Below are 12,784 nucleotides of genomic sequence, written 5' to 3'. Positions count from 1 at the left end.
GGCGGCGCGCACAGCCGCGCACCGCCCGCCGGGCGTCCTGGACCAGCTTCTTCGCGACCCGGTCTACTTCAGCCAGGCCTTGACCTTCTCGGGGTTGGCGTCGACCCACTTCTTCGCCGCCGCGTCGTCCGACAACTTGTCCACGGCGATGTACTTGGCCACGGTGTTCTGGTCGTCGTTGGTCCAGCGGAAGTTCTTCACGAGCTTGTAGGCAGGACTGCCCGACTTAGCGAAGCCCGCACTGACGATCTTGTCCAGGTCGTAGACGGGGTAGTCGCAGGCGACCTTCGCCGCGTCGGCGTCGCAACCCGTCGTGTACTTCGGCAGGTTCACCTTCACCAGCGGCACCTCGGACAGGAACCACTGCGGTTCGTAGAAGTAGCCGATCAGCCACTGCTTGTTCTTCTCGGCCGTCCGGTAGGCCTGGATGAGGGCGGTCTCGCTGCCCGCGTACACCACCTTGAAGTCCAGCTTCAGATTCGTCACGAGGGCGGCGTCGTTGGTCACGTAGGACGGGTCGCCGTCGAGGAGCTGGCCCTTGCCGCCCGACTCGGACGTCTTGAAGTTCGCGGCGTACTTGTTCAGGTTCTCCCAGTTCGTGATGTCCGGGTGTGCCTTGGCCAGCCACGGCGGCACGAACCAGCCGATGATCCCCTTGTTGCCGGTGGAGCCGGCCTCGACGGCCGTCTTCTGCCCGGTGATGTACTTCTTCTTCAGGTCGTCGTGACCCCAGTTCTCCAGGACCGCGTCGACCTCACCGGTCCCGAAACCCTGCCAGGCGATCTCCTCCTTGAGGTCCTTCTTGTTGACAGTGCAGCCGAGGTCGTGCTGCGCGACGTAGGCGACGACCGCCGCGTCCGCCTCGTAGCCGACCCAGGGGTTGACGGCCAGGTTGAAGGTGCCGCACTTGCCGCCCGAGGACGTCGAGCCGGCCGAGCTGCTGTCGCCGACCTTCGCGCCGCCGCAGGCCGTGAGGGTGAGGCCGAGGACGGCCAGGCCGGCCGCGCCGGCTCGCCAGTGTTGTGCCATGGTGTAGTGCTCCTTATGCCCGGGTGCGTCGTGCCGCAGCCTGAGTGATCCGGTCGAACATGACTCCGAGCAGTACGATGGCGAGCCCCGCCGCCAGCCCCTTGCCGTACAGCTCACCCTGCGAGAAACCGGCCACGACGTCGTAGCCGAGGGCGCCCGCCCCCACCAGGCCGCCCACCACAACCATCGACAGCACGTAGATGAGGCCCTGGTTGGTCGCGAGGGTCAGGGCGCCGCGTGCCATCGGCAGCTGGACCTTGGTGATGATCTGCCAGGTGTTGCACCCGGCCGAGGTGGCCGCCTCCACGGTGGCCTCCGGGACGGTCCGCACGCCGTCCGCGATGATCTTGATGGCGACGGGTGCCGCGTAGACGACGGCCGCGACGATCGCCGTGAAGCGGGTGGCGCCGAAGAGCGCCAGGAACGGCACCAGGTAGACGAACGGCGGCATGACCTGGGCCGCGTCCAGAGTGGGCCGGATCAGCCGGTCGACCAGGGTGCTGCGGCCCATCCACACGCCGAAGACCGCGCCGAGCAGCATCACCAGGACGGTGGCCACGGCGGTCGAGGCGAGGGTGGTCATGCTGTCCGACCACAGCCCCGTGCCGACCAGCAGCCCCACGCACACCGCGGCCGTCACCGCCGCCCACCGGCCGCCGAGCAGTGCCCCGAGCGCGACGAGGACGGCCCCGACCAGCCACCACGGGGAGTCGGTGAGCAGCGTCTGGAAGGGGTTGAGCAGACCGTTGGTGAGGGTGTCGCGCAGCGCGTTGGTCAGGCCGGAGACATGGTCCTGGAGCCAGCCGGTCGTGGTGTCGGCGGCGCTCGCGATGTGGCTGCCCACGGTGCCGTCACCGGGGAACTCGGCCGCCCAGACGTAGGTGTGGGAGAGGTAGACCAGGACGAGGGCCGCGATCCCGCCCGCCCCCAGCAGCGGGCGGCGCCACCTGAGCAAGCGGTCGCCGCCGGTGCGGCGGGCCTCGGTACGGGCGGCGGCGGCCGTGGTGACCCGGTCCAGCACGATCGCCATGACGACGATGGCGAGGCCGGCGTTGAACGCGGTGCCGACGTCGAGGGACTGCAGGGCCTGGACGACGGTCTTGCCGAGGCCGGGCGCGTCGATCAGGGCCGCGATGGTCACCATGGCCAGGGCGGCCATGATGGTCTGGTTGACGCCCATCACCACGGTGCGCTTCGACATCGGCAGCAGCACCTTCACCAGCTGCTGCGTGCGGGTGGTGCCGAGCGAGTCGGCCGCCTCGACGGTGGTCTCGGGGACGGACCGGATGGCATGCGCGGTGATGCGGATGGCGGGCGGCGCCGCGTAGATCACGGTGGTGATCACGGCGGACGCCCCGCCGATGAGGAAGATCAGGGTCAGCGGAGCGAGGTAGACGAAGGTCGGCATCGTCTGCATGAAGTCCAGGAACGGCGTCATGACCCGGTTGAACCGGTCGGAGAGCCCGGCCCAGACGCCCAGCGGGATACCGATGAGCAGGGCGACGAGCACCGCGGACAGGGTCAGCGCCAGGGTGTCCATGCTCTCCTGCCACAGGCCCTGCAGCCCGAAGAAGGTGAATCCGGCCACGGCCAGCAGCGCCACCCGCCAGTTCCCGACGGCCCAGGAGACGTAGCCGGCGAGTCCGACCACCCCGAGCCAGCCGATCTGCGGGACCGGACGGGAACCGGTGGGCTGGGAGATCAGCGACTGGACGAAGGTGACCAGGTTGTCGATGACGAGGCGGATCTCGTTGAAGAAGTAGAGGAAGACCGGGTTGGAGTTGCGGTTGGCGCCGATGCTGTCGTTGACGTCGTTGAGCCAGCGGTGCAGACCGGTGAGGTCGGCGGCGGCCAGGGTGAGGGTCTGCCGGCCCCGGAACACGGCGAAGAGCAGCAGCCACACCACGAGGATCGCCGCCACCACCAGGGGGCGGCTGACCTTCCGCCGTATCGAGGCGACCGGTGCGGTCGCGTCGGCGACGGCGGCCATCAGGCGCCGCCGTCCTGCCCGGCGACGACGGACAGGATCTCCTCGTCGCCGACGATGCCGAGCAGCTTGCCGTGCTCGACGACCTTGACCGGTTTCTCGGCGGCGAGCACCGCCCGGGTGGCCTCGCGCACCACGACGTCCGGTCCCAGCTCGGGCCCGTCCAGGGCGTCGTCGGGCTCGGCGGGCCGCATGATCCAGCGCAGGGTGAGGACGTCACCGCGCGGCACGTCCTTCACGAAGTCCCGTACGTAGTCGTCGGCCGGTGCGCCCACCAGTTCGTCCCCGGTGCCGCACTGGACCATCTTGCCGTCCCGCATGATCAGGATGCGGTCGCCCAGCTTCAGCGCCTCGGCGAGGTCGTGGGTGATGAAGACCATGGTCTTGCCGACCTCGTGGTGCAGGCGGATGACCTCGCTCTGCATGTCACGCCGGATCAGCGGGTCGAGCGCGGAGAACGGCTCGTCGAAGAAGAGCACGTCCGGGTCGCCGGCCAGGGCGCGGGCGAGGCCGACGCGCTGCTGCATGCCGCCCGAGAGCTGGTCGGGGTAGGAGTTCTCGTAGCCGGCCAGCCCCACGAGTTCGACCGTCTCCATGGCCCGCTTCATCCGCTCGGCCCTGCTCATGCCCCGGATCTCCAGGCCGAAGGCCACGTTGTCCACGACCTTGCGGTGCGGCAGCAGACCGAAGTGCTGGAAGACCATGGAGAACTTGCTGCGCCGCAGCTCGCGCAGGCGTCGGGCGTCGGCGCCCCGGATGTCCTCGCCCTCGAAGACGACCTCGCCCGCGGTGGGTTCGATCAGCCGGGTCAGACATCGCACGAGCGTGGACTTGCCGGACCCGGACAGGCCCATCACGACGAAGACCTCGCCGTTCGACACCTCGAAGTTCACGTCCCGGACGGCGGCGGTGCAGCCGGTGCGGTCCATGAGTTCGCGGCGGGTGAGCCCGCACAACTCCTCGGAGCCCGGTATCTCGTCGGCCTTCGGACCGAACACCTTCCACAGCCGGCGCACGGAGATGACCGGGGTGCGATCCCGGGGGTCCTGGGACGTGCCGCGCCGCTGCGACACCTCGGTCTGGGCTGGGGTCATGATCGGCCTCTTTTCGGCGTCAGCCGCGGAACCAGTGCTGCGGCCGGGGTTGGATGTTCTGCCAGACATGCTTGGGCTCCCGGTACTCCTCCAGGCCGGTCGGTCCCAGCTCACGGCCCACGCCCGAATGCCCGAACCCACCCCATTCCGCTTGCGGCACGTAGGGGTGGTAGTCGTTGATCCACACGGTGCCGTGGCGCAGCCGCCGGGCGACCCGCTGGGCTTTGCCCGCGTCCTGGGTCCAGACGGCTCCGGCGAGGCCGTACTCCGTGTCGTTGGCGATGCGGACGGCGTCGTCCTCGTCGTGGAAGCGCTCGACCGTGAGCACGGGCCCGAAGGACTCCTCGTGCACCACCCGCATGTCCTGCCGGCACTCGTCGAGGACGGTGGGCGGGTAGTAGTGGCCGTCCGCGAGCGCGGGGTCGTCGGGTCGGGCGCCCCCGCAGCGCAGTACGGCGCCCTCGGCGAGCCCGGCGGCCACGTACGCCTCGACCTTCTCGCGGTGCTGTGCGGAGATCAGCGCCCCGGTCTCGGCCTCGGGGTCGAAGGGGCCGCCGAGGCGGATCAGCCGGGCCCGGCGCACCACCTCGTCCACGAAGGCGTCATGGACCGAGTCCTCTACGATCAGCCGGGCGCCGGCCGAGCAGACCTGCCCGGAGTGCAGGAAGACGGCGGTGAGCGCGAAGTCCACGGCGGTGTCGAAGTCGGCGTCGGCGAAGACCACGTTGGGGTTCTTGCCGCCGAGTTCGAGGGCCACCTTCTTCACGGTGGCGGCGGCGGTGGCCATGAGGTGCCGGCCCGTGTGCAGTCCGCCGGTGAAGGACACCATGTCGACGTCCGGGTGCTCGGCCAGCGGTGCGCCGGCTTCGGGGCCGGCGCCCAGGACGAGGTTGGCGGCGCCGGCCGGGAGTCCCGCCTCCGCCAGGGCCTTCATCAGCAGGATGGAGGTGGAGGGGGTGAGCTCGCTCGGCTTGAGGACGATCGTGTTGCCCGCGAGCAGGGCCGGGGCGACCTTCCAGGAGGCCTGCAGCAGCGGGTAGTTCCAGGGAGTGATCAGCGCGCAGACGCCGACGGGCTCGTAGGTGACCCGGCTGAGCGCGTCGTCCCGGCCGGTGTCGACCACCCGGCCCGCGTTCGTCCCGGCGATGCCGCCGTAGTAGCGGAAGCAGGAGACGACGTCGGCGATGTCGTACTCGCTCTCCACCAGGCGCTTGCCGGTGTCCAGGGACTCGGCGCGGGCGAAGTCCTTCGCGTCCCGCTCGATGATGCCCGCGGTGCGCAGCAGCAGGGCGCCGCGTTCCCGTTCGGCGGTGCGCGGCCAGGGTCCCTCGTCGAAAGCGCGCCGGGCCGCGGTGATCGCGGCCTCGGTGTCGGGGCGGGTGGCCTCCGAGACCGTGGCGACGAGGGTGCCGTCCGCCGGGCAACGGATCTCCCGGTGGCCGCCGGCCACCGCGCCGCGCCATTCACCGTCCACGTACAGATCTGCCACGGCCGCGCCCTTCGAGCCCGAACTTAGCGTTGCGTATTGTGCATTGGATTGCTTGTGGTGGAACACCCTGGCCGAACAGGCCGACGAACGTCAAGGGGTCCGCGTATCCCGATTCGGCCGCGAAAAGGGCACGCCGCCGCACGGCCGCGCGACGGCGCCCAGCGGCTACCCGGCCTGCTTCTGGGCGTCGCGATGCCGGTAGTACGCGGCCTTCGACGGCGCGAGCGGCTCCTTGCCGAGGATGAGGTCGGCCGCCTTCTCGGCGATCATCATCACCGGCGCGTAGATGTTGCCGTTGGTGACGTACGGCATCACCGAGGCGTCCACCACCCGCAGCCCGTCCACGCCGTGCACCCGCATACTCGTCGGGTCGACGACGGACATGTCGTCGGTGCCCATCTTGCACGTGCAGGAGGGATGCAGCGCCGTCTCGCCGTCCTTGGCGACCCAGGCGAGGATCTCCTCGTCGGTCGCCACGGACGGGCCGGGTGAGATCTCGCCGTCGTTGTAGGGAGCGAGGGCGGGCCGGCTGAGCAGGTCGCGGGCGACCCGGACCGCCTCCACCCACTCGCGCCGGTCCTGTTCGGTGGAGAGGTAGTTGAAGTGCAGCGCCGGGTGTTCGCGCGGATCCCTGCTCCTGATCTTCACCGAGCCGAGGGCGTCGGAGTACATGGGCCCGACGTGGACCTGGTAGCCGTGGCCGCCGGCCGGCACCGAGCCGTCGTAGCGGACCGCGATGGGCAGGAAGTGGAACATCAGGTTGGGGTAGTCCACGTCGTCGTTGCTGCGGCAGAAGCCGCCGGCCTCGAAGTGGTTGGTGGCGGCCGGCCCCTTGCGGAAGAGCCACTGCAGGCCGATGAAGGGGGCGCGCCACTTCGCCAGGTACGGCTGGACGGAGACGGGCTGCTTGCAGGCGTACTGGATGTACACCTCCAGGTGGTCCTGGAGGTTCTCGCCGACGCCCGGCAGGTCGTGCACAACGTCGATGCCGAGGGCGCGCAGTTCCTGGGCGTTGCCGATGCCGGACAGCTGGAGCAGTTGCGGGGAGTTGATCGCGCCGCCGCAGAGGATGACCTCCTTGGCGTGGACCTGCTGGAGGGCGCCCCTGCCGCGCCGGTACTCGACACCGACGGCCTTCTTGCCCTCGAAGAGGACGCGGGTGACCAGGGCGCGGGTCTTCACGGTGAGGTTGGGGCGTTTCCTGGCGGGCTTGAGGTACGCCTTGGACGCCGACAGGCGCCGGCCCCGGTGGACGTTGCGGTCGAACTTGGCGAAGCCCTCCTGCCGGTAGCCGTTGACGTCGTCGGTGGGCGCGTACCCCGCTTCCTCGGTCGCCTTGAGGAACGCGGTGAAGAGCGGGTTGGTGGCCGGGCCGCGCTCCAGCACGAGGGGGCCGTCGTGGCCGCGGAACTCGTCGTCCGGGTCGGCCGCCAGGCAGTTCTCCATCCGGCGGAAGTACGGCAGGCAGTGGGCGTAGTCCCAGGTCTCCATGCCGGGGTCGGCGGCCCAGCGCTCGTAGTCCATGGGGTTGCCGCGCTGGAAGATCATGCCGTTGATGCTGCTGGAGCCGCCCAGCACCTTGCCGCGGGCGTGGTAGATCCGGCGGCCGCCCATGTGGGGCTCGGGCTCGGACTCGTACTTCCAGTCGTAGAAGCGGCTGCCGATGGGGTAGGTCAGCGCGGCGGGCATGTGGATGAACACGTCCCACGGGTAGTCGGGGCGGCCCGCCTCGAGGACGAGCACCCGGTTGCCGGGGTCCGCCGAGAGCCGGTTGGCCAGCGCGCTGCCGGCCGATCCGCCGCCGACGATGACGAAGTCGTACTGCAAGGGAGCCATGGTGCCTCGTCTCGCTCGCGCCGTCGATGTGCGCGGAATGCTAGTACGGGTAGCGCTATACGCACCAGGTTGCGAACAACGCAACTTGTAAGATCTTTGTTCACACCGCGTTACTTGGGTCGCGTTGTTTACTGCGCGTATAGTTCCGCCATGAGCAACTACAGTCCGGACACCGAAACGAACGGCTCATCCAACGGCGGCGGCGTGCAGTCCGTGGACCGCGCCATCAGCGTCCTGGAGATCCTGGCTCAGCGCGGCGAGGCAGGCGTGAGCGAGGTCGCCGCCGAGATCGATGTTCACAAGTCGACCGCGTTCCGTCTGCTGGGCGCCCTGGAGGCGCGCGGTCTCGTGGAGCAGGCGGGCGAGCGGGGCAAGTACGCGCTCGGCTTCGGCATCGTACGCCTGGCGGGGGCCGTCACGGGCCGTATCGACGTCACCCAGCAGGGCCGGCAGGTGTGCGAGCGGCTGGCCGAGGAGATCGGCGAGACGGTCAACCTCGCGGTGATGCAGGAGCAGTACGCGATCAACCTGTACCAGGTGCGCGGTACGGCCGCGGTCAGCGCGCACAACTGGGTCGGCCAGCTCACCCCCCTGCACGCCACCTCCAGCGGCAAGATCATGCTGGCCCACCTGCCCGCCAAGGAGCGGGCCGCGCTGGTCGCGGACGCCGGGCTGAAGAAGGTGACCCCGCACACCATCTCCTCGAAGGCGAAGCTGGAGAAGAACCTCGCCGACGCCCGGGAGCGCGGTTACGCCTGGACGCTGGAGGAGCTGGAGATCGGGCTGCACGCCATGGCCGCGCCGATCCGGGACCGTGAGGGCCGGGTCATCGCGTCCATCAGCGCCTCCGGGCCGTCCTACCGGTTCACCGAGGAGCGGATGCACGAGCTGGCTCCGGTGCTGGTCAAGGGCGCCGAGGAGATCAGCCACCGCATGGGGTACCTGGGCTGAGCGCCCGCAGGACGACCGCAGCAGGGCCCGCGTTCAGCTCCTCGCGCGGGCCCGCGGGCGTCACCGCTGCCGCGCCGTGCCGAGCCGCTCCTGCACCCAGTCGTGGAACGCGCCGATGTGGTGCTCGCTGGGGACCAGCACACCTCCCTTGGCGTACATCCGTGAGCCCATCCCGGGCTGGGTCCGTTCGCAGGCGTCGAAGTCCTGGCGGTTGACCCGGTCGAAGAGCTCCACCGACCGGCTGACGTCCTTGCCGCTCGCCACGACGTGCGGGAGATAGAGCCAGTCGCACTCCACGACCGTCCGGTCGACGGCGACCGGGTACATCCGGTGGAAGATCACGTGGTCGGGCACCAGGTTGATGAACACCTGCGGTTTGACGGTGATCGCGTAGTAGCGCCGGTCCTGGTCCTCGGAGACGCCGGGGATGCGGTCGAGCCCCTCGGAACCGTCCACGGTGAACCCCTGGACGTCCGTGCCGAACTCGGCGCCGTGGCCGACGTAGTACTGCGCCGCGTAGCCGTCGGCGAACTCGGGCAGCACCTCGGTGAGTTCGGGGTGGATGGTGGCGCAGTGGTAGCACTCCATGAAGTTCTCGATGATGAGCTTCCAGTTGGCCTTCACGTCGTAGACGATCCGCCGGCCCACCGACAGGTTGTCGACGTCGTAGCGCTCGATCGACTCGACGTCACCGAGCCGCTCGACGACGGCACCGATCACGTCCTCCTCGAAGGCGGGCGGGTCCTCCGCGAGGCACACCCACACGTAGCCGAGCCATTCCCGCACCGCCACCGGGACCAGGCCGTACTCGGTGCGGCCGACGTCCGGCATCTTGGTGAGGTTGGGGGCCGCGACCAGCTTGCCGTCGAGGTCGTAGGTCCAGGCGTGGTAGGGGCACTGGAAGGCGCGCCTGACCTCGCCGGACTCCTCGGTGCAGACTCGGGCCCCGCGGTGCCGGCAGACGTTGAAGTAGGCACGGATCGACCGGTCCCTGGCCCGGGTGACGAGGATGGACTCGCGGCCCACCTCGACGGTGCGGAAGGCGCCGGGCTTCGGCAGGTCGGCGGCGCGGGCGACGCAGAACCACATCGTCTCGAAGATGCGCTCCTGTTCCTGGGCGAAGATCCCGGGGTCCGTGTAGGCGGAGCCGGGGAGGGTGGCGATCAGGCTGTCCGGCAGGCTGGTCGAGGTCACGGTGCACTCCTCGGAGAACGTCGCGGATCGATGGGGTGGCGCGGTCGCCGGGTCAGGACGCGGCGGTGCCGAACTGCTTGCGGGCGCGAGTGAAGAGCCGCGGCTGGTTCATGCCGAGCACGGCGACCGGGCGGCCCGCCCGCCGGTAGACGGCGAGGAAGCTGCGGTCGTCGGTGGAGCCCTCCTCGACCGTCACGCTGTCGGCTCCGGCGGCGTGCCCGACGAACTGGATCTTCACGCCGTACTGGTCGGACCAGAAGTACGGGGGTTTGGGCACCCCCGGCTCGGTCGCGCCGTGGGCGAGCAGCGTGGCGACGGCGGCGGCCGGCCGTTCGAGTGCGCCGGTCCAGTGCTCGACCCTGCGGTGGCCGCCGGTGCCCGGGTCGTACCAGTTGGCGCAGTCGCCGACCGCGACCACCCCGGCCAGGCTGGTGCGCCCGTCGGCGCCGCACTTCACGCCGTTGTCGAGCGCGATGCCGGAGCCCTCGAGCCAGTCGACCGCGGGGCGCGCCCCCACACCGACGACGACGGTGTCGGCGGGCACACCGCGCCCGTCCTCCAGCAGGACGGACTCCACCCGGTGCTCGCCGCCGAGCCCCTTGACGCCCACCCCGCACAGCAGCCGCACCCCGTGGTCCGCGTGCAGGGCGGAGACGACCGCGCCCATGGCCGGGCCCAGCGGTCCGGCCAGCGGCGTCGGCGCCGCCTCGATCACGGTGACGTCGAGGCCGAGGGCGTACGCGGTGGAGGCGACCTCGGCGCCGACGAAGCCGCCGCCGATCACCACGAGACGGCCGCCCCGGGCAAGGTCGGCCCGCAGGGCGCGGGCGTCGTCGAGGGTGCGCAGCGAATGGACCCCGGCGAGGCCGTCGGTGCCCGGCAGGGTGCGGGCGCTCGCGCCGGTCGCGACGACCACGCCGTCGGCGCGGACCTCCCGGCCGTCGGCGAGCCCGATCGTCCGCGTGGTGCGGTCGAGTCCGACGGCGCGGGCCCCGAGCAGCCACTCGGCGTGCAGTTCCTCGTCGTCCCGCTCCAGCGCCAGGTCCGCCTCGCCGACGGTGCCGGCCAGGAACTCCTTGGACAACGGCGGCCGGTCGTAGGGGCGGTGGGGTTCGTCGCCGATCATGACCAGCCGGCCGTCGTACCCCCGCTGCCGCAGCGAGCGCGCGGCCGACAGTCCGGCCAGCGAGGCGCCCACCACGGCCACGGTTCTCACGCGGTTCCTCCGGCCAGGCGGGCGCTGATGCAGGGCGGCAGGTTGGGCGCGTCGGTGGACAGCCGCACGTGGATCATTCCGTCCTCGAGCACGATCTCGTGGGTGCGGACCGGGAGTTTGGCCGGGGGCGCGTCCACGGCACCGGTGCGCAGGTCGAACTTCGAGGCGTGCAGGGGGCATTCCACCTCACAGCCCTCCAGCCAGCCGTCGGCCAGCGAGGCGTCCTGGTGGGTGCAGGTGTCGTCGATGGCGAAGAGCTCGCCGTCGTCGGTGTGGAACACCGACACGGGCGGGTCGATGTCGAGCCGGTGGGCCTCGCCTCGCGGCAGATCCTCGAGACGGCACGCGGGAATCATCATGACACCTCGGTGCGTATAGCGGAACGGATTGCGGTTAGCGCAACGCCAGTGTGGGGGCGGTTCCGAAGCGTTGTCAAGGAGTTCACGCCCCGGTTCACGCGGGCCGCCCCGGCATTCCCCAGGGTTCGCCGAGGCATCCGGAAAACCGGCCCTGACCTGGGCAGACGAAGGCGCCTTCGGATACGGCGACGGCCCCGCCCGGTGCCGTCCGAGGGGGCCGTCACCGGGGCGGGGCCGTGTGGTGGCGGGAGCGGTCAGCCGCCGCCGTCCGTCACAGGAGAACCACCGAGCGCAGGACGTCGCCGTGGTGCATGCGCCCGAAGGCCTTCTCCACCTCGTCCAGGGCGATGGTCTCGGTGACGAAGGCGTCGAGGTCGAGCCGCCCCTGGAGGTACAGGTCGATGAGCATCGGGAAGTCACGGGAGGGCAGGCAGTCCCCGTACCAGGACGACTTCAGCGCGCCTCCCCGGCCGAAGACGTCCAGCAGGGGCAGCTCCAGCTTCATCTCCGGGTTGGGCACACCGACGAGCACCACGGTTCCGGCCAGGTCGCGGGCGTAGAAGGCCTGCCGGTAGGTCTCCGGCCGGCCCACCGCCTCGATCACGACGTCCGCGCCGAAGCCACCGGTCAGTTCACGCACCGCTTCGACCGCGTCGGCCTCCTTGGAGTTGACCGTGTGGGTCGCGCCGAGTCCCCGCGCCGTCTCCAGCTTGCGGTCGTCGATGTCCACCGCTATCACCCGCGCGGCACCGGCCAGGTGCGAGCCGAGCACCGCCGCCGCACCCACTCCGCCGCAGCCGATCACCGCGACGCTGTCCCCGCGTCCGACGCGGCCGGTGTTGAGGGCGGCGCCGATGCCCGCCATCACCCCGCAGCCCAGCAGGCCGGCGACGGCCGGGGACGCGGCGCGGTCGACCTTGGTGCACTGTCCGGCCGCCACCAACGTCTTCTCGGCGAAGGCACCGATCCCGAGGGCGGGGGCGAGTTCCGTGCCGTCGGCGAGCGTCATCCGCTGCTCGGCGTTGTGCGTGTCGAAGCAGTACCACGGCCGCCCCCGCAGACAGGCCCGGCACTGACCGCACACGGCCCGCCAGTTGAGGATGACGAAGTCACCGGGTGCGACGTCGGTGACGCCGTCGCCGACCGCCTCCACGACCCCCGCGGCCTCGTGTCCCAGCAGGAACGGGAAGTCGTCGCCGATCCCGCCCTCGCGGTAGTGCAGATCGGTATGACAGACGCCGCACGCCTCGACCTTGACCAGCGCCTCCCCCGGGCCGGGGTCGGGCACGACGATGGTCTCCAGGCTGACAGGGGCGCCCTTGCCCCGCGCGACGACACCACGGACCTGCTGGGACATGGCCACTCCTCGGCTCGCAGAGCTGGCGAGACGCCGCCGAACGCATGTTGCCTATCACGGCACACATCTCGCGGTTCGCAACACAGCATCGCGGAGCCCGAGACGCCGGTCAAGAATTCGTCGCGCCGTCCGGATCCGAAGACGACTGCCGCCGGGTGACCGGGCCGGCCGTGGTGGCCGGCCCGGTCACCCGGCGGCAGTCGCGCCGAGCGTCGCCGAGCGGGTCAGTCCTCGTCCGGGGCGCGGACCACCACCAGGAACGCGTCCGTCTT

General features: G+C 70.6%; 10 protein-coding genes. 1 reads left to right on the top strand and 9 read right to left on the bottom strand.

Going from position 1 to position 12,784, the window contains the following annotated elements:
* Positions 1 to 63: 63 nt before the first annotated feature.
* The 5 genes from ABZ646_RS26345 to betA all read right to left on the bottom strand — a co-directional run bounded on the left by ABZ646_RS26345 (position 64) and on the right by betA (position 7,435).
* Entirely contained in the window at positions 64 to 1,029 is a 966-nt protein-coding gene (locus tag ABZ646_RS26345) for an ABC transporter substrate-binding protein (RefSeq protein WP_360523645.1), read from the bottom strand.
* A gap of 13 nt (positions 1,030 to 1,042) precedes the next feature.
* Positions 1,043 to 3,019: an ABC transporter permease subunit gene (locus tag ABZ646_RS26340; RefSeq protein ID WP_360523642.1), complete on the bottom strand. Its 1,977-nt coding sequence runs from the start codon at positions 3,017 to 3,019 to the stop codon at positions 1,043 to 1,045.
* A complete protein-coding gene (locus ABZ646_RS26335) occupies positions 3,019 to 4,110 on the bottom strand; it encodes a glycine betaine/L-proline ABC transporter ATP-binding protein (protein ID WP_360523639.1) in 1,092 nt (363 codons plus the stop codon). The genes ABZ646_RS26340 and ABZ646_RS26335 overlap by 1 nt, the downstream gene beginning before the upstream one ends.
* Before the next feature lie 19 nt (positions 4,111 to 4,129).
* Positions 4,130 to 5,599: an aldehyde dehydrogenase family protein gene (locus tag ABZ646_RS26330; RefSeq protein WP_360523636.1), complete on the bottom strand. Its 1,470-nt coding sequence runs from the start codon at positions 5,597 to 5,599 to the stop codon at positions 4,130 to 4,132.
* Positions 5,600 to 5,764: 165 nt separating this feature from the next.
* Complete coding sequence (gene betA, locus ABZ646_RS26325; RefSeq protein WP_360523633.1) at positions 5,765 to 7,435, bottom strand: choline dehydrogenase; 1,671 nt, start codon at positions 7,433 to 7,435, stop codon at positions 5,765 to 5,767.
* Between the two features lie 150 nt (positions 7,436 to 7,585).
* On the opposite strand from betA, the gene ABZ646_RS26320 reads away from it, so the two are divergent.
* On the top strand, positions 7,586 to 8,386 hold the full coding sequence (locus ABZ646_RS26320) for an IclR family transcriptional regulator (RefSeq protein ID WP_360523630.1): 801 nt from the start codon (positions 7,586 to 7,588) through the stop codon (positions 8,384 to 8,386).
* Positions 8,387 to 8,446: 60 nt separating this feature from the next.
* Here the strand turns inward: ABZ646_RS26320 and ABZ646_RS26315 are convergent, their stop codons facing one another.
* The 4 genes from ABZ646_RS26315 to ABZ646_RS26300 form a co-directional block, all read right to left on the bottom strand.
* Positions 8,447 to 9,580 (bottom strand): aromatic ring-hydroxylating dioxygenase subunit alpha, encoded by a 1,134-nt coding sequence (locus tag ABZ646_RS26315; protein ID WP_360523626.1) that lies wholly within the window; start codon positions 9,578 to 9,580, stop codon positions 8,447 to 8,449.
* Positions 9,581 to 9,632: 52 nt separating this feature from the next.
* Positions 9,633 to 10,796 (bottom strand): FAD-dependent oxidoreductase, encoded by a 1,164-nt coding sequence (locus tag ABZ646_RS26310; protein ID WP_360523623.1) that lies wholly within the window; start codon positions 10,794 to 10,796, stop codon positions 9,633 to 9,635.
* On the bottom strand, positions 10,793 to 11,155 hold the full coding sequence (locus tag ABZ646_RS26305; protein ID WP_360523620.1) for a bifunctional 3-phenylpropionate/cinnamic acid dioxygenase ferredoxin subunit: 363 nt from the start codon (positions 11,153 to 11,155) through the stop codon (positions 10,793 to 10,795). The genes ABZ646_RS26310 and ABZ646_RS26305 overlap by 4 nt, the downstream gene beginning before the upstream one ends.
* 271 nt (positions 11,156 to 11,426) lie before the next feature.
* Positions 11,427 to 12,512, bottom strand: coding sequence for an S-(hydroxymethyl)mycothiol dehydrogenase (locus ABZ646_RS26300; protein WP_360523617.1), 1,086 nt, complete (start codon positions 12,510 to 12,512; stop codon positions 11,427 to 11,429).
* Positions 12,513 to 12,784: the final 272 nt, after the last annotated feature.

Origin of the sequence: Streptomyces sp. NPDC007162 (assembly GCF_040634175.1) — a bacterium.
GTDB lineage: Bacteria > Actinomycetota > Actinomycetes > Streptomycetales > Streptomycetaceae > Streptomyces.
The sequence above is the reverse complement of the archived record's forward strand: the minus strand, read 5'-3'. Positions and strand labels throughout refer to the sequence as shown.